Origin of the sequence: Neoroseomonas alkaliterrae (assembly GCF_014199195.1) — a bacterium.
Classification (GTDB): domain Bacteria; phylum Pseudomonadota; class Alphaproteobacteria; order Acetobacterales; family Acetobacteraceae; genus Neoroseomonas; species Neoroseomonas alkaliterrae.
This window is the reverse complement of the sequence record NZ_JACIJE010000001.1, coordinates 228,456-244,972: the sequence shown is the minus strand read 5'-3', so window position 1 is coordinate 244,972 and position 16,517 is coordinate 228,456. Positions and strand designations below refer to the sequence as shown.

The 16,517-nt window shown below is 72.1% G+C and carries 13 protein-coding genes; all 13 read right to left on the bottom strand.

Annotation, left to right across the window (positions count from 1 at the left end):
- Positions 1 to 7: 7 nt before the first annotated feature.
- Positions 8 to 2,143 (bottom strand): acetate--CoA ligase family protein, encoded by a 2,136-nt coding sequence (locus FHS88_RS01165; RefSeq protein WP_184480465.1) that lies wholly within the window; start codon positions 2,141 to 2,143, stop codon positions 8 to 10.
- Positions 2,144 to 2,216: 73 nt separating this feature from the next.
- Positions 2,217 to 2,684: a CYTH domain-containing protein gene (locus FHS88_RS01160; protein ID WP_184480463.1), complete on the bottom strand. Its 468-nt coding sequence runs from the start codon at positions 2,682 to 2,684 to the stop codon at positions 2,217 to 2,219.
- A 6-nt stretch (positions 2,685 to 2,690) separates the two neighbouring features.
- The gene (locus FHS88_RS01155; RefSeq protein ID WP_184480461.1) at positions 2,691 to 4,538 is read right to left on the bottom strand and encodes a PHA/PHB synthase family protein; all 1,848 of its coding nucleotides are present in this window, start codon (positions 4,536 to 4,538) and stop codon (positions 2,691 to 2,693) included.
- A gap of 57 nt (positions 4,539 to 4,595) precedes the next feature.
- Positions 4,596 to 5,795 carry a pyridoxal-phosphate-dependent aminotransferase family protein gene (locus FHS88_RS01150; protein ID WP_184480459.1) on the bottom strand — a complete coding sequence of 400 codons (1,200 nt, stop codon included), beginning with the start codon at positions 5,793 to 5,795 and terminating at the stop codon, positions 4,596 to 4,598.
- A 16-nt stretch (positions 5,796 to 5,811) separates the two neighbouring features.
- Positions 5,812 to 7,047, bottom strand: coding sequence for a vWA domain-containing protein (locus FHS88_RS01145; protein ID WP_184480457.1), 1,236 nt, complete (start codon positions 7,045 to 7,047; stop codon positions 5,812 to 5,814).
- Complete coding sequence (locus FHS88_RS01140) at positions 6,995 to 7,843, bottom strand: AAA family ATPase (RefSeq protein ID WP_184480456.1); 849 nt, start codon at positions 7,841 to 7,843, stop codon at positions 6,995 to 6,997. Before FHS88_RS01140 ends, FHS88_RS01145 begins: the two co-directional genes overlap by 53 nt.
- A 64-nt stretch (positions 7,844 to 7,907) precedes the next feature.
- Entirely contained in the window at positions 7,908 to 8,387 is a 480-nt protein-coding gene (locus FHS88_RS01135) for a CinA family protein (RefSeq protein ID WP_184480454.1), read from the bottom strand.
- A 59-nt stretch (positions 8,388 to 8,446) separates the two neighbouring features.
- Complete coding sequence (locus FHS88_RS01130; protein WP_184480452.1) at positions 8,447 to 9,646, bottom strand: MFS transporter; 1,200 nt, start codon at positions 9,644 to 9,646, stop codon at positions 8,447 to 8,449.
- 28 nt (positions 9,647 to 9,674) lie between these two features.
- Positions 9,675 to 11,705 (bottom strand): TRAP transporter fused permease subunit, encoded by a 2,031-nt coding sequence (locus tag FHS88_RS01125; RefSeq protein ID WP_184480450.1) that lies wholly within the window; start codon positions 11,703 to 11,705, stop codon positions 9,675 to 9,677.
- A gap of 17 nt (positions 11,706 to 11,722) precedes the next feature.
- Entirely contained in the window at positions 11,723 to 12,736 is a 1,014-nt protein-coding gene (locus FHS88_RS01120; protein ID WP_184480448.1) for a TAXI family TRAP transporter solute-binding subunit, read from the bottom strand.
- Between the two features lie 87 nt (positions 12,737 to 12,823).
- A complete protein-coding gene (locus FHS88_RS21020; RefSeq protein WP_184480446.1) occupies positions 12,824 to 14,359 on the bottom strand; it encodes a hypothetical protein in 1,536 nt (511 codons plus the stop codon).
- Positions 14,356 to 15,291: a DUF6384 family protein gene (locus tag FHS88_RS01110; protein WP_184480444.1), complete on the bottom strand. Its 936-nt coding sequence runs from the start codon at positions 15,289 to 15,291 to the stop codon at positions 14,356 to 14,358. Before FHS88_RS01110 ends, FHS88_RS21020 begins: the two co-directional genes overlap by 4 nt.
- Complete coding sequence (locus tag FHS88_RS01105; RefSeq protein ID WP_184480442.1) at positions 15,284 to 16,474, bottom strand: cell surface protein; 1,191 nt, start codon at positions 16,472 to 16,474, stop codon at positions 15,284 to 15,286. The genes FHS88_RS01110 and FHS88_RS01105 overlap by 8 nt, the downstream gene beginning before the upstream one ends.
- Positions 16,475 to 16,517: the final 43 nt, after the last annotated feature.

The window sequence follows — 16,517 nt, the reverse complement described above, 5'->3', positions numbered from 1 at the left end:
CGGCGGCTCAGGCACGGACGATCAGCGCATCCACCGCCACCGCCTCGGACCCCGCGACGATCAGCGGGTTGACGTCGAGTTCCGCGATCCGGTCGCGCTGGTCCGCCACGAACTCCGACAGCCGCACCACGATCCCGGCCAGCACGTCGAGATCCGCCGCCGGCGCGCCGCGGAAGCCTTCCAGCGCGGCGCGCCCGCGCAGGCGCTCGAACATCGCGCGCGCCTCGGCGGGTGTCACGGGCGCCAGCGCGAGGGCGGAATCGCGCATCAGCTCGACCAGCACGCCGCCGAGGCCGGCGACGATCAGCGGGCCCATCAGCGGGTCCACGCGGCCGCCGACCATCACCTCCACGCCCGGCTTCGCCATGGGCTGCACCAGCACGCCGTTGATGCGCGCATCCGGCGCGTGGCGCTTCGCATTCGCCATGACGGCGCGGTAGGCCTCGCGCACCTCCGCCGCGTCCTTGAGGCGCAGGCGGATCACGCCGGCCTCGGTCTTGTGCGGCAGGTCGGGGCTTTCGACCTTCATGGCGACGGGGAAGCCGAAGCCGGTCGCGGCGGCGACCGCCTCCTCCTCGGACTGCGTCAGCCTCTCCGGCACCACCGGCACGCCGTAGGCGGCGAGCACCGCCTTGGCCTCGCGCTCGGTCAGTGTGCGGTCCTGGGCGGCGGCGATCAGCGCCGCGGCCTCGGCCGCCGCCTCGGGCCGCGACAGGCGCGTGTAGCGGCGCGGCCCCGCGGCGCGGCGCGCCTGCCGCGCATGCCAGTGCGCGAGCGCGGCGAAGCAGCGGTCCATCGAGCGGAACAGGCCGATGCGCGGGTTCTGCTCGGCTTCCTTCGAGCCGAATCCCTCCAGCCATTCCGTCGTCCAGACCACGCAGATCGGCTTGCCGGCCTTCTCCGCGATCGCCGCCAGTTCCGCCGGACGCTTGGCCGAGAGTTCGGTGGAATAGATCTGCGCGTAGATCAGCGCGCCGTAATGCTCCTCGCCGAGCATCGCGCCGGCGCAGACGGTCAGGCTCTCGGGGTCGTTCGCGACCTGCGCCGTCACGTCGCACGGGTTGCGGGCCGAGCCGAAATCCGGGATGCGCGATTCCAGGATCTGCCGCACGGGCGGGGAGGGCTGGGGCAGGGGCACGCCATGCGCCTCGGCCTTGTCGGCGGACATGATGGCCGCCCCGCCCGAGACGGCGACGACCGCCACGCCGCGCGCCTTTGGTGCCGGCGCCTTGGCGAGGAAGCAGGCGGTCTCCACCAGCGCCTCGAAATCCTTCACCACCACCGCCCCGCCACGCTCGAAGGCGGCCATGTAGGCGGCCGTCTCGCCGGCCAGCGAACCGGTGTGCGACATCGCCGCCGCCGCGCCCGCCTCACCCGTGCCGAGCTTGAAGACCACCAGCGGCTTGTTCGCGCGATCGGCCACCTCGGCCGCCTGGATGAAGCGGAGCGGTTCCGGCATGCCCTCGAACACGCAGGCGATCGCCGCGCAGTTCGGATCATCGGCGAGGAAGGATACGCAGTCCGCCACGTCCACATCCGAGGAGTTCCCGGTGGTCAGCAGGTGGCTGACCGAGACGCCGCGCATCACCGCCTGCGCCAGCGAGAAGCCGAGCGCGCCGGACTGGCTGACGATGCCGATGGCATGGGGCAGCGGCGCTTCCATCGGCGGCGGGATCATGAAGGTGACCCCCGCCCGGGTGCGGAAGTTCAGCATGCCGATGCAGTTCGGCCCGACGATGCGCATGCCCGCCTCGCGTCCGATGGCGGCGAGGCGCTGCTGCGCGGCGATGTCGGCCTCCCGCCCCGTTTCGGCGAAGCCGGAGGCGTAGATCATGATGCCGCCGACGCCCGCCCTGGCGCAGTCGGTCGCGATCTCCTCCACCGCGTCCTTGGCGGCGACGACGATGCAGCAATCCGGCACCTCGGGCAGCGCGGCGACGGAGGGGAAGCAGGGTCGCTCGCCGATCGTCTCGTAGCGCGCATTCACGAGGTAGAGCCGGCCCGTATAGTCCTTCAGCGCCTGGATGGTGCGGTCCGCGAAGGAGCCCGGACGGGGGCTCGCGCCGATCACGGCGATGGAGGCGGGATCGAAGAGGCGGCCCATCTCCGCGTGGCGATAGACGGCGCGGCGCGTGGCACTCATGCGGTTCCTTCCCTCGCTTCCTCCCGGCGTCTGCTGGCCGGCGCGCGAAGCCTAGGGCGGCGGCCGCGATCCGTCACCCCTCGGGCGGCGCCGCGGCAGAGGCGAGCGCCGCAGTCGCATAGCGCGGATCCTCGGTGACCTCGCGCCCGGCCCAGCAGGGCAGGACCAGCCGATGGCCGGGATGCGGGAGTTCGACCTCCGCGATGACGAGGCCGGCGAGCGGGCCTTCGAACACGTCCACCTCCCACATCAGCCCGCCATGCGGCACGTCGTGGCGCGTCTTGTCGAGGCGGCGGCCGGTGCAGAGGCGCTCGAGCATCTCCGCCGCCTCCTGCGGCGGCAGCGGGTAGTCGTATTCCGGGCGCACCAGCCCGCCAGGGCCCTTGATCGTCAGCCGCGCCGCGCCGGGCTCGAGGCGCAGGCGCACGGTCACGCCGCCTTCCCGCGCGAGGTAGCCCTGGCGGAGCCGCCGCGCGCCGGTGGCGGCGTCGCGCCAGGACCCGCCGCGCACCAGGAAGCGGCGCTCGATCTCAATGCCCATCGGCGCTCACTTCATCAGCACGTAGGTGCCGGGCGCATCCTCGAGCGGCGGCAGCCCGCGCGCGGGCGCGCCCATGGGCGGCGGGACCGTCTGCTCAGCGCTGCCGGCCGCGCGCAGCCACTCCGCCCAGGCGGGCCACCAGGAGCCTTCCTGCTGCGGCGCGATGGCGGCCCAGGAATCGGGGTCGAGGTAGCGCTCGTCATGGCTGCGCGTCATCATGCGGAAGTGCCGTCCGTCCTTGCCCGGCGGGCTGACGATGCCCGCGTTGTGCCCGCCCGAGGTGAGCACGAAGGTCACGTCGGTGTCGCTGAACAGCGAGATCTTGTAGACCGAGCGCCAGGGCGCGATGTGGTCCTTCAGCGTGCCGACCGCGAAGATCGGCGCGCTGATGTCCGAGAGCGCGATGACGCGCCCCTCCACCGCGAAGCGGCCCGCCGTCAGCCGGTTCTCGAGGAAAAGGCCGCGCAGGTATTCGGCGTGCATGCGCGCGGGCATGCGCGTCTGGTCGCTGTTCCAGGCGAGAAGGTCGGTCATGCCGTTCCGCTCGCCGAGCACGTAGTCGCGGATCAGCCGCGACCAGACGAGCTCGTTCGAGCGCAGCGCCTGGAAGGCGCCGGACATCTGGTGGGTGTCGAGGTAGCCGCGGTCCCACATCATGTCCTCGAGGAAGGAGAGCTGGCTCTCGTCCACGAAGAGCATCAGCTCCCCGGCCTCGGCGAAGTCGGTCTGCGCGGCGAAGAGCGTGAGGGAGGCGAGCCGGTTGTCGCCGTCGCGCGCCATGGTCGCCGCGGCGATCGCGAGGATGGTCCCGCCCAGGCAGTAGCCGCAGCCATGGATGCGCCTGTCCGGCAGGATGGCCGAGACGGCGTCGAGCGCGGCCATCACGCCCTTGCGGCGGTAGTCGTCGAGCCCCGTCTCGCGGTCCCGCGCATCGGGGTTCTTCCAGGAGACCATGAAGACCGTGAAGCCCTGCGCCACCAGCCAGCGCACCAGCGAGTTCTCCGGGCTGAGGTCGAGGATGTAGTACTTCATGATCCAGGCCGGCACGATCAGCACCGGCTCGGCCTGCACCTTCGGCGTGGCGGGTGCGTACTGGATCAGCTCCATCAGGTCGTTGCGGAAGACCACGCGGCCCGGGGTGACGGCGACCTCGTGGCCGGGGCGGAACTTCTCGGTGCCGGGCGGCGGCGCGCCGGACAGCGCGCGCTCGATGTCGTCGAGCCAGTTCCCCGCGCCGCGCACCAGGTTCATCCCGGCCTCGGCGGCGGTGCGCTGCGCGATGGCGGGATTGATCCAGGGCAGGTTCGAGGGCGAGAGGATGTCCGTCATCTGCCGCATCATGAAGGCGACCTGGTCGGCGTGCCGGCGCGACAGGCCGGGCACGCCGCGCGTCGCCTCCATCCACCAGGACTCGGTCAGCAGATGCGCCTGGGCGAGGGCGTTGTAGGGGAAGGCGCGCCATGCCTCGCCGGCGAAGCGCGCGTCGCCGTTGGTGGGCTGCACGAGCGGCGGCGGCGCGCCGTCGCCCATCGCATGGCGCAGCCAGAGCAGCCAGCGCAGCCCCTGGATCCATGCGCGGGCGGCGAGTTCCATGCGCTTGCCGGGCGCGCGGGCGAGGTGCACCGCCCAGTCGAGCCAGGCGCCGCTGATCGCGGTGGGCGAGAGGCCCTGCGTCAGCCGCGCCTCGGCCGCGCGCAGCGCACGGTCGAAGGTGTGGAAGGTGGGGCCGAGACGCGCCTCGGCGGGCTGCGGCGGCGTGGCGGCAGGCGGGTGCGGCGCGGGCGGCGCCACGGGCGCCGGTGCAGGCGCCGGCGCGGCGTTCGCCGCGCGGCGGGTCTGGCGGGGCTTCTTCATGATGCGCAGTCTAGCGCGGATGGCACCGCGAAGGCTTGCGCGGGCGCAAGGCGGGGCTCAGCCCTGGCCGGCGGCCTCGGCCAGCCAGTCCATCGCCGCCGCCACGCCGCCCGGATTGTGCGGCACGCCGGCCAGGCGCAGCGCCATCTCGACCGAGGCCAGCGTGCCGAGGATCATCGGCTCGTTCAGGTCGCCCAGATGGCCGATGCGGAACACCTTGCCGCCGAGCCGCCCGAGCCCGCCGCCGAGGGAGACGTTGAAGGCCTCGAGCGCGATGCGGCGCACCCGTTCGGCGTCGTGGCCCTCCGGCAGCAGGATGGCGGTGACGGAATCGGAATACCGATCGGGCGAGAGGCAGAAGAGCTGGGGCCCGTCATTGCCCGACCAGTGCCGCACGCAGCGGCGCACCGCCTCCGCGAGCCGCGCATGGCGGGCGAAGACCTGCTCGAGCCCCTCCTCCTCGATCAGCCGCAGCGATTCCTCGAGGCCGTAGAAGAGCGAGGTCGGCACGGTGCCGACGAAGGAGCGGTGCCGGCGCGCCAGCATGTTGGTCCAGTTGAAGTAGGATTTCGGCAGGCGGGAGGTGGCGTGCGCCGCCATCGCCCTGGCCGAGACGCCGGTGAAGGACATCCCGGTGGGCAGCATCAGCCCCTTCTGGCTGCCGCCCACCGCGACATCCACGCCCCATTCGTCCATGCGGAAATCGAGCGAGCCGAGGGAAGAGATGGTGTCGGCGAGCAGCAGCGCGGGATGCCCGGCGGCATCCATCGCGGCGCGGATCGCGGGCAGCGGCAGGACCATGCCGGTCGCGGTCTCGTTGTGCACTGCGCAGACCGCCTTGATCTCGTGCGCCGCATCGGCGGCGAGCGCGGCCTCGACGGCGCCGATCTCGGCGCCGCGCCGCCAGTCCGCCGCGACGCTGCGGACCACGAGGCCGAGATCCTGCGCCATCCTCGCCCAGTTCTCGGAGAAATAGCCGCTCTCGATCACCAGCAGCGTGTCGCCGGGCGAGAAGAGGTTCACCATCGAGGCTTCCCAGGCGGCATGGCCGGAGCCGGTGTACATGAACACCGACTGCTCCGTGCGCAGCACGCGCTTCAGCCCCGCCACGCAGCGGTCATAGACGGCGAGGAAGGCCGGGTCGTTGAAGTCCACCGTGACATGCGCGACCGCGTGCAGGATGGAATCGGGGATGTTGGTCGGGCCCGGATTGGCGAAGAACTGGCGGCCGCGTGGCAGGCGGGGCTTCACGTCCATGGTCGTTTCCTCGTTCTCAGCGCGCGAGTTCGCGCGCCATCGCCTCGAGCCCGGCGAGCGTCAGCGGATACATCCGGTTCTCCATCAGCCGCTGCATGATGGTGATGGACTGGGTGTAGCGCCAATGCGCCTGCTCCACCGGGTTGAGCCAGGCGGCCTTGCGGAAGTGGCGCGTCAGGCGGCCCATCCAGACCTGGCCGGCCTCCTCGTTCCAGTGCTCCACGGAGCCGCCGGGCTGGATGATCTCGTAGGGGCTCATCGTGGCGTCGCCGACCAGCACGAGCCGCCAGTCGGGGCCGTAGGTGCGCAGCACTTCGAGCGTGGGCCGCTCCGTCTCCCGCCGGCGGCGATTGGTGCGCCAGAGGCGCTCATAGGGGCAGTTGTGGAAATACCAGAACTCGAGGTGCTTGAACTCGGAGCGCGCGGCGGTGAACAGCTCCTGGCAGATGCGGATGTGGTCGTCCATGGAGCCGCCGATGTCCATCAGCAGCAGTACCTTCACCGCGTTGTGCCGCTCGGGGACCATGTGCAGGTCGAGCGAGCCGCCGTTGCGCGCCGTCGCGCCGATGGTCCCCGGCAGGTCGAGCTCGGTCGCGGCACCCGTGCGCGCGAAGCGGCGCAGGCGGCGCAGCGCCACCTTCATGTTGCGCGAGGACAGCGCCTCGTCCTCGTCGAGGTCGCGGAACTGGCGCTGGTCCCACACCTTCACCGCGCGGCGGTGGCGGGATTCCGCCTGGCCGATGCGTACGCCCTCGGGGTTGTAGCCGTAGGCGCCGAAGGGCGAGGTGCCGGCGGTGCCGATCCATTTCGAACCGCCCTGGTGGCGGCCCTTCTGCTCGGCCAGGCGCTGCCGCAGCGTCTCCATCAGCGTCTCGAAATCGCCGAGCGCCTTGATCTGCTCCATCTCCTCCGGTGTCAGCACCTTCTCAGCAAGCTTGCGCAGCCATTCGGAGGGCAATTCGCGGGGGGCCTCGCCCTGCGGCGTCTCCAGGCCCTTGAAGACCTCCCCGAAGACGCGGTCGAAGCGGTCGAGGTGGCGCTCGTCCTTGACCAGCGCGGCGCGGGAGAGGTGGTAGAAATCATCCACGCTGAAATTCGCCACGCCTTCCTTCATCGCCCGCAGCAGCGCGAGATACTCGGTGATCGAGGCCGGCACGCCGGCGGCGCGCAGCGCCAGGATGAAGGGGGCGAACACCGCCCTACCCGCCGCGCCGCCGCGCGAGGAAGGCGAGGCGCTCGAACAGGTGGACATCCTGCTCGTTCTTCAGCATCGCGCCATAGAGCGGCGGCAGGGCGGTCTTCGCATCGGAGGAGCGCAGCGCCTCGGGCGGCATATCCTCGATGGTCAGCAGCTTCAGCCAGTCGAGCAGCTCGCTGGTCGCGGGCTTCTTCTTGAGTTCGTTCACCTCGCGGATTTCGAAGAAGACGTTCAGCGCCTCGCGCAGCAGGTCGCGGCGGATGTCGGGGTAATGCGCGCGGACGATCATCTCCATCGTCTCGCGGTCCGGGAAGCGGATGTAGTGGAAGAAGCAGCGTCGCAGGAAGGCGTCCGGCAGCTCCTTCTCGTTGTTCGAGGTGATGATCACCACCGGCCGGTGCTTCGCCTGCACGGTCCGCCGCGTCTCGTAGACGAAGAACTGCATGCGGTCGAGTTCGAGCAGCAGGTCGTTCGGGAACTCGATGTCGGCCTTGTCGATCTCGTCGATCAGCAGCACGACCGGAACCTCGCTCTCGAAGGCGTCCCACAGCTTGCCGCGCACGATGTAGTTGGCGATGTCGTGCACGCGCGGGTCGCCGAGCTGGCCGTCGCGCAGGCGGGAGACGGCGTCATACTCGTAGAGCCCCTGCTGCGCCTTGGTGGTGGACTTGATGTGCCACTCGATCAGCGGGTAGCCGAGTGCCTTCGCGATCTCCTGCGCCAGCACGGTCTTGCCCGTGCCCGGCTCGCCCTTGACCAGCAGCGGCCTCTGCAGCGCGACCGCGGCATTGACCGCGACCTCGAGCTCGCGGCTGGCGACATATGTGCTGGTGCCCTTGAACTGCGCCACCTTGCGTCCCCTGGCTGTACGGGAAGGAGGGTCGGGCCGCGGCGGGCTTCGCGCAAGCCCCGGCTCAGTCGAGCGCCTCCGCCGCCAGGCGGAACAGGGCGGCGGCGAAGGCGCGCATGTTGGCCTCCCGCCCGGCCATGCCGGTCGCGACCGTGACCACGCGCTCGACCGGCCCGGAGACGGCGAGGCAGGCATGCCCCGCCGCATCCCCGTAGCGGTTGCCCGCGGGGCCGGCGGCGCCGGTCTCGGCGAAGCCCCAGTCCGCGCCGAGACGTTCGCGCACCCGGCGGGCCATCAGCAGCGCATAGGCTTCCGACGCGGAGCGCATCCCCGCCATGTCGGCCTCGGTGATGCCGAGCAGCCCCTCGCGCGCCGCGCGCGTATAGACCACCGCCCCGCCGAGCATGTAGGCCGAAGCCCCCGGCACGGCGAGCAGCGCGGCGGCGATGAGCCCGCCGGCGGAACTCTCGGCCACGGCGACCGTCTCGCCCCGGGCCTTCAGGCGCGCCCCGATCGCGCGCGCCGCGGGCAGCAAGCCTTCCATCTCGGTCCCTCCTGGCGCCGGATCGCAGCCTCCCCGATTACGGCAGCGGCGGGAAGGGATCAGATGCGGCGCCACCAGGGGCGCGCGAGGGCCAGCGCGGCCAGGCCGCACAGCCCCATGGCCGCGGTCGCGGCCGAGGCGCCGAGGAGTTCCGCAAGGCCTCCGAGCAGCAGGAACCCCGCCGGCCCCAGGCCGATGCAGACCGAGAGCAGGCCGAGCACGCGGCTGCGCATCTCGGGCGGCGTCGCGAGGAAGACGAGCGTCGGCTGCATGATCGCGAAGCCCGCGCCGCCCAGGCCGGTCAGCATCAGCGCGGCGCCCGCGAGCAGCGGGTCGCGGGACAGCGCGAAGACCGTGAGCATCGCGAAGTAGAGCGCCGTGCCGCCAAGATAGATGGCGCGATACTGGCCCGGCCGCGCCAGCAGCGCGATCGCCACCGCGCCGAGGAAGGCGCCGATGCCGTCCATGCTGGCGAGGATGCCGATGCCGGTGGGACCGAGGCCGAGCCGGTCCTGGCCGAGCACCGGGATCATGGCGGTGAAGGGCCAGCCGAAGAGATTGAACAGCAGCGTGACGAGCAGCGTGCCGACCAGCCGGGGCTCGCGGCGCAGGAAGCCGAAGCCCTCGGCGATGCTGGCGAGCACGGGCGGCGCCGCCGTCTCCCGCGCGGGCGGCGTGGCGGGCAGGCGCAGCACCGCGACCACGGCTGGGATGTAGAGCAGGACCGAGAGCATGAAGGCCCCGTCCAGCCCGATGGCCGCAAGCACCGCGCCGCCCAGCACGGGGCCCGCCATGCGGCTCGCATTGTTGGTGCCGACATCCACCGACATCGCCACACCCATGCGCGCCAGCCCGGCAACCTGGCCGATCATCGCCCGGCGCACGGGATTGTCGGACGCCCAGGCGATGCCGTTCATGAAGGAGGCGAGCGCGAGGTGCCAGACCTCGACCGCGCCGGCGAGCGCGAGCAGCGCCACCGCCGCCGAGGTCGCCACCTGCGAGAGGATGACGGCGAGCAGCGCCGCGCGCCGGTCCATGCGTTCGGCCACCGCCCCGAGGAAGGCGCCGAACAGCCCCATCGGCAGGATCCGCAGCATGAGCAGCATCGCGACGACGAAGGCCGAGCCCGTCGCGTTGTAGGCGAAGACGCCGATCGCGAGGGTCTCCAGCCAGCGGACGACGAAGACGCAGAGGCCCGCGGTCCAGAGCCTGCGGAAATCGGCTTCGCGGAACAGGGCGCGCCAGGCCGGCTCCGTCATGGCGGGCAGGGGCGGCGCGGCGCCGCCCCTATCCTCGTGATCGCAGCCAGTTGAGCAGCAGCACGGGCGCGGCAAGCCCCGCCCCGAGCGCCGTCATGGGCAGCGAGGGCGAGATCATGAGCAGGGACGACACCACCAGCACCGCCTTGGAGGCGGCGCCCATATGCGTGAAGGCATAGCCGGTCATGCCGATGCCCAGCACCAGCACGCCGATGGCGCAGCTCGCCACGGTGAAGAGGAAGGCGCCCCAGGTGAAGTCGGGCACCACCACCAGCATCACCGGCGCATAGGCGAAGACGAAGGGCACCGTCGCCTTGGCCATGCCGAGGCGGAAGGCCGTGAGCCCCGTGCGGAACGGGTTGGAGCCCGCGATGCCCGCGGCGGCGTAGGCCGAGACGCAGACCGGCGGCGTCAGGTCCGCGAGGATGCCGTAGTAGAGGATGAAGAGATGCGCCGCGATCGGCGGCACGCCGAGCTGCTGCACCGCCGGCGCGGCGATGGCCGCGAGCACGATGTAGAGCGCCGTCGTCGGGATGCCCGCGCCCATCGCGACGCAGACCAGCGCGACGAAGACCAGCGTCACGAACAGCGTCAGCCCCTCCATCGAGCCGAAGCCCGGTGGCAGCATCTCGACCACCGGGCGGAACACCTCCGCCGTCTGCGCCGCCGCCTGGGTGACGATGAAGCCGATGCGGAAGCCCGCCCCGGTGAGGGTGACGACGCCGACCACGATGCCGACCGCCGCCGCCGCCGCCCCGACCGCGAGCGCATAGCGGGAGCCGAGGTCGAAGGCGTCCCACAGATCCTTGATCGTGAGGCGGTTCCTGGGATTGAGGAAGCCGACCACGATGCAGGCCGTGATGCCGGCGAAGGCCGCGTAGTAGGGCGTGTAGCCCTGCACGATCACCGCGACCAGCAGCACGAGCGGGATCACCGTCGGCCAGCCGTCGCGGATGGTGGGCCAGAGCCGCGGGATCTCGTGCTCCTCGAGACCGCGCAGGCCGAGGCGCTTGGCCTCGAAATGCACCTGGACGAAGACGCCCCAGAAATGCATCGCGGCGGGGATCGCGGCGGCGATCAGCAGGGTGGTGAGCGAGATCTCGAGGAACTCGATCATCACGAAGGCGGCGGCACCCATGATCGGCGGCGTGATCTGCCCGCCCGCGCTCGCCGCGGCCTCCACCGCGCCGGCGAAATGCGGCTTGTAGCCGATGCGCTTCATCGCCGGGATGGTCAGCGATCCGGTGGTGACGGTGTTGGCGATGGAGGAGCCGGAGATCGAGCCGAACATCGCCGAGGACAGCACCGCCACCTTCGCCGGCCCGCCCGCGTAGCGGCCGCCGATGATCGAGGCGATGTCGATGAAGAACTGCCCGAGCCCCATGCGCGTGGCGAGCACGCCGAACAGCACGAAGTGGAAGACGAAGGTCGCGACCACCTTCACCGGGATGCCGAAGATGCCTTCCTGCGTCAGGTAGACGTGGCTGAGGAAGCCTTCCCAGCTCGAACCCGGATGCGCCAGCACGCCCGAGAGGTGGTTGCCGAACAGGCCATAGAGGATGAAGACGATCACGATCGCCGGCAGCACCCAGCCCATGGCGCGGCGCGTGGCCTCCAGCACCAGCACGATCATGACCGTGCCCATCAGGATGTCCCAGCCGTTGGGCATGCCGATACGGAAGGTGAGCTCGTCGAAGACGATCGGCAGGTAGAAGCAGGCGGCGGCGATCACCAGCGCCAGCACCCAGTCGTGCACCGGCACGCCGCCGATCTTCGGCGGGAAGTCCAGCCGCGTCGGGAACATGATGAAGATGAGGCCGAGCACGGCGGCGAGGTGGATGGATTTGTGCCAGTGCTCGGTCAGGATGCCGAAGCCCGCCGTGTAGTAGTGGAACACCGAGAGCGCGACGAGCAGCGTGGAGACGATCACCGCCGTCGCGCCCCGGAGCGGGCGGAAGGTGATCTCGGTGTCGTACTTCTTCTCGAGCTCGGCCGCGGCCTCGAGGTCGAGCCGGGTGGCGGGGGATGCGGCCGTGCCGCGCGGATCGGATGCGGACACGGCCGGGCTCCGTCAGGTCAGCGCAGGATGCCGGCCTCGCGGTACCAGCGCTCGGCGCCGGGGTGGAAGGGGATGACGCCGCGGCCGTTCAGCGCGTTCTCGCGCACGATCTCGCGCCCCTTGGCGTGGCCGCGGTCGAGCAGGCCGCGGGTGGTCTGCGACCACAGCGCGCGGGTGATGTTGTAGACGAGGTCATCCGGCAGGCTGTCGCGCACCACCAGCACGGCGGAGACCGTCAGCGTCGGCACGTCCTCGGTCAGCCCTTCATAGGCGGTGCGGGGGATGACGCCGCGGCCGTAGAAGGGTGCGCGCTCGATCACGCGGTTGGCCTCGGCCTCCGGGATCGGCAGGAAGCGGCAGCCGGTGCGGGCGCAGAACTCGGTGAAGGCGGCGGCCGGGTAGCCGACGACGGTGATCGTCGCGTCGAGGCCGCGGTCCTGCATGCGCTCGGTGCCCTGGGCCTGGTTCAGGTACTCGGCCGTGAAGTCGCGACCGGCCTGGAAGCCGTAGGCCGAGAGGATGAGCTCCGAGCCGATGCGCGCGCCGGAGGCCTGCAGGCCGATGGCGATGCGCCGGCCGCGCAGGTCGTTGAAGGACTGTATGGGGCTGTCGCGGCGCACCGCGGCGTGGATGTGCTCGGGGAAGAGATGGGCGACGAAGCGCAGCCGGTCGGTGCGCGGGCGGCCCTGGAACAGGCCGGTGCCGGTGTAGGCCCAGTGCGTCACGTCGGACTGCGCGAAGCCCGCCTCCGCATTGCCGGCCTGCACCAGCGCGACGTTCTGCACGCTGCCCTGCGTCGCCTGCGCCACGGCCACCATGCCGGGGATGCCGTCGGTCGCCCCGGCGGTGTTGCATGGCGCGCCGGGCGGGCAGGAGAGCGCGTTCGCGATGATGCCGCCGATCGGGTAGTAGGTGCCGCCCGCGCTGCCCGTGCCGATGCGGAAGAAGGAGGGCGCCTGCGCGGAGGCCGCGCCGGGAAGGGCGATCGCCGCCGCCGCTGCGGCGGCGAGGATGCTGCGTCGGAGTGTCATGAGGGGGCCTCCCGTTCGGACGTGAAGCCCGGACCCTAGATCACTTCCCGATGCGGTCAAACCCGGCCGTGGCGCGCCGCCGCCGCCTCAGAACGAGCCGCCGGTGCGGAAGCCGCCGCCCTGGTCGGACTTGCCGCCGGTCGAGAAACCGCCGCCATCGCCACCGGGCCAGCCGCCCTTGGTGCCGCCGTCGCCCGCCCCCGGCTTGCCTCCGCCACCCCAGGGCGAGGCGCCGTGGTCCGTGCCCCACCAGCCGCCGCCGGCCGGCGGCGCCTTGGACCAGGGGCCGGGCGCGGGCCGTTCCCACGGGCCGGGCAGCGGACGGCCCCAGGGGCCCGGCTGGCTCGACCCGCCCATCGGGCCCGGCATGCGCTGGCGTTCCAAGCGGTCCCAGAAGCCGTCGCGCGAAAGGGCGCCGCGCAGCAACTCGCTCAGCAGCGCACCGACCATCGCGCCGGAGGCGAAGCCCCAGTCGCTGCGCTCGACGCCGCGGCTGCGCATCTCCCGCTGCAGGGACTGCATGTCGGCGAGCCGCCGCCGCGCCGCCTCGGCCGAGGCCTGCGCGTCCGCGAGCGCGCGTTCGAGCCGCGTGCGCTCGGCCGCCGCGATCTCGAGCCGCGCGACGATCGCGTCATCCTCGCGGGTCGGGGTGCGATAGGCCTCCTCGCGCAGCGCGCGCAGGGAGCGCGCGCCGATCGCCGCCTCCAGCGCGCGGATCGCCTCCTGCGAGGCGGGATCCTCGCCATTGGCGAGCACGCTGCGTGCGGCCTCGGCCTCGGCCAGGGCGGCGCGGGCCTTCTCCACCGCGTCCTCGGCGGCGGCCAGCGCCTCGGTCGAGGGACGCGCCTCCTCGGCGGGCAGGCCGGCGATGGCGCGGCGCCGCTCGACCATGGCGCGGATCGCGGCATCGGCCTCGGCGCGCATCCGCGCCGCATGGGCCGTCATGTGGCCCGGCAGTTCCGACAGGAGCTGGTAAGCGCGGCGCGCGGGCTCGAACTCGATCAGCCGGGCCACCCAGGCGTCGATCATCCGCGCGAGCGGGAAGGCGCGGTAGCGCGCGGTGCCGTAGCCGCGGTCCCACAGATACGCGAAGAGCGGATCGGCCCGGTAGGGGCGGCCCTTCTCCTCGAAGTCGTGCGCGGCGAAGGAGGCCTTCTGCTCCGCGTGCTGGGCGATGCGCTCGGCCTCCTCGGCAGCGGCGGAGAGGCGCTGGAACTCGGCATCCTGCGCGGCCTTCGCCTCGGCGTCGCGCAGCGCGGCGGCCTCGGCCTCCTGCGCGGCGCGCAGGCGCGCGGCCTCGGCGTCGCGGCGCGCCTCGGCGGCAGCGAGCGCATCGCGCGCGGCCAGCACGGCGGACTGCGCGGTCTCGAGCTCGGCGGCGCGGCGGCGCAGGCTCTCCTGCACGCGCGCGCCGGCGGAATCGAGCGCCTCGAGCGCGGTGCCGCCATCGGCCATCTCGCGCAGGCGGAGGCGGGCGAGCGCGCGCAGCGCCTCCGCCTCCTCCGCGCGCAGCCCGTCGCGCTCGGCGGCGAGGCGGTCGGCCTCGGTCTGCGCGGCGGAGGCCTCGCGCTGCGCGGCGGCGAGGTGGGCGTCCATCTCCTGCAGGATCGCGCTGCCGCTCACCATGACAGGATGGCCCTTCCGGTGGTGTCCACGGTCCATTCGGTGTCCAGCGTGCCGGCGCGCTTCCGGCCGATCTCGGGCTGGTCGATGATGCCGTCGGCGAGCTTGTCGCGGCGCACGCGCTCGAACTCCGCCTCCGGGACGCGCAGCCCCCAGCGGCTCACGCGCGCGGTGCGGCCGTCCTCCTCGCTGGTCACCTGCACCTCCACCGGGCGCCCGGTGCGGTCCACCGCCTCGACCACCAGGTAGTAGTTGCGCGCGCGGGGATTGGCCGCGGGCACGCGCCAGACGGCCGAGGGCTCGCCCGGGCGGTTGACGATCCGCACCGTGTATTCCTGCGCAAGGCGCGTCGCGAGATCCGCGAGCGCGGCGCGGCGCGCGCGCGCCTCCGCCGCGTTGCCGGCGCGCGCGGCGGCCTCGCCCTCGGCCAGCAGCCGGGCTGCCTCGGCGCGCGGCCCGGCCTCCTGCGTGCCGGCCAGCACGCGGTCGTGCTCGGCGCGCAGCGCGCGCGGCAGGTCGTGCTGCAATTCGCGCGCGATGGCGGCGGCCTCGCGCTGGGCCGGCAGCGTCACGGTGGCGAAATGCACGCCCCAGCCGAGCACCACCACGCCCAGCCCGATCAGCGCGAACTTGCCCCAGCGCCCGCGCGTCGCCCAGGCGGTGGCGAGGCTGCGCCGCCAGCCCTCGCCCTTCGGCGTGTAGGCGAAGCGCTTCTCCTCGAGCGCGGCGATGCCGGCATCGAGGACATGGTCGGCGACCTCGATCCCCTGCGAGGCGTAGATCTCGCGCAGGCGCTGACGGAGCCGCGCCTGGCGCTCGGTGCCGGCCAGCTCGCGCTCCACGAGGCGATCGGCGTGGCGGATGGTGTCCACCACGTCCATCGCGAGCATCGTCTCGTCGAGCGCGGGCGCGCCCGCGCGGGCCTCAGGCATTCGCGGCGGCGACCGCCGAGGCGCGCTGCTGCAGCCGCGCCATGCGCTGCTTCGCCTCCTCGACGGAGCGGCGGATCTCCTCGCTGTTGCGCGTCGCGGCGTCGCGCATCTCCTCGATGATCTCGCGCGAATGCTCCTGGTAGGAGACGACGCTCTCGACCAGCTTCTTGACCGCATCGGCGCGGATGGTCGGGCCGTAGCCGGCCCGCAGCGCGGCCTCCTGCACCTTGCCGCCGATCTCGGCCAGCGTCTCGAGCGACTGGTTCACGCCCTCCTTCATCGCCTCGAGCGTGCGGGTGCTCTCGTGCAGCCCGTGCATGCCGGTGAAGGAGGCGGTGAGCGCGGTCAGCACCGCCTCGTTGGTCGAGAAGAAGGAGACCGACTGCTGGTAGACGCGCTCTTTGGCCGTGGTGATCTGCACGAGGCGAGCCATGATCACCTCGGAGGTGTTGTAGGAGACGGTCAGGTTGTCCGAGAGATCCTTGGCGATCTGGTACTTGCCTTCCTCGAGCTGCAGGGCGCGCAGGGCCTCGTCGCGCGCGAGCTCGAGGCGGGCGCGCTCGGCCGGCTCGAGGCTGCCTGCGCCGTCGGCGGCCTTCACCGCGGCCTCGGTCGCCTCCTTGGCGGCGTTCAGCCGGCCCTCGGCGGTCTTGAGCACCTCGAGCGCCAGCACCTCCGCCTGCTTCAGCGCGCCGCGGAAGTCGCGATAGGCCTCGAGGATGGCGTGCTCGCGGTCGATGTTCTCCTTGGTGTCCTTCGAGACTTCCAGATATGTGTCGCGGATCTTGTTGAAGCGCGAGGCGATGTCGCCGCGCGTCGCCTTCTGCCAGATGTTGGACAGCCTCTCCATGGTGGAGATCTTCCCGTCCTCCATCTGCGCGACCATGTTGCGCGCGTCGTCGCGGATGGAGTTGAAGGCGTTGGTGATGGTCTGGTAGCGCTCGCCGATCTCCATCGCCTTGATCTGCTCGCGCACCACCTCGTTGAAGGTGGTGGCCTGGTTCAGCACGCGCGCGATCAGCGTCACGCGGTCCTGGTCGACCTCCATGATCTTGGACAGCAGGCCGGTGATCGGGCTCTCCTGCGCGGAGGCCTCGGGCAGCGGCAGGCCGAGGTCGCGCAGCGCGCCCATCGCCTTGTCCAGGTAGCGCATGGGCTGCATGGTGATGGCGGTCTCGCTCATCCGGTCCGGTCTCCTGGCGTGGTCCGGCCGCACTCATAGCGCG

Bases quoted from the DNA above. Each gene is read 5' to 3' on its own strand.
- FHS88_RS01165 (WP_184480465.1), bottom strand. From the start codon at position 2,143: ATGAGTGCCACGCGCCGCGCCGTCTATCGCCACGCGGAGATGGGCCGC.
- FHS88_RS01160 (WP_184480463.1), bottom strand. From the start codon at position 2,684: ATGGGCATTGAGATCGAGCGCCGCTTCCTGGTGCGCGGCGGGTCCTGG.
- FHS88_RS01155 (WP_184480461.1), bottom strand. From the start codon at position 4,538: ATGAAGAAGCCCCGCCAGACCCGCCGCGCGGCGAACGCCGCGCCGGCG.
- FHS88_RS01150 (WP_184480459.1), bottom strand. From the start codon at position 5,795: ATGGACGTGAAGCCCCGCCTGCCACGCGGCCGCCAGTTCTTCGCCAAT.
- FHS88_RS01145 (WP_184480457.1), bottom strand. From the start codon at position 7,047: ATGTCCACCTGTTCGAGCGCCTCGCCTTCCTCGCGCGGCGGCGCGGCG.
- FHS88_RS01135 (WP_184480454.1), bottom strand. From the start codon at position 8,387: ATGGAAGGCTTGCTGCCCGCGGCGCGCGCGATCGGGGCGCGCCTGAAG.
- FHS88_RS01130 (WP_184480452.1), bottom strand. From the start codon at position 9,646: ATGACGGAGCCGGCCTGGCGCGCCCTGTTCCGCGAAGCCGATTTCCGC.
- FHS88_RS01120 (WP_184480448.1), bottom strand. From the start codon at position 12,736: ATGACACTCCGACGCAGCATCCTCGCCGCCGCAGCGGCGGCGGCGATC.
- FHS88_RS01110 (WP_184480444.1), bottom strand. From the start codon at position 15,291: ATGCCTGAGGCCCGCGCGGGCGCGCCCGCGCTCGACGAGACGATGCTC.
- FHS88_RS01105 (WP_184480442.1), bottom strand. From the start codon at position 16,474: ATGAGCGAGACCGCCATCACCATGCAGCCCATGCGCTACCTGGACAAG.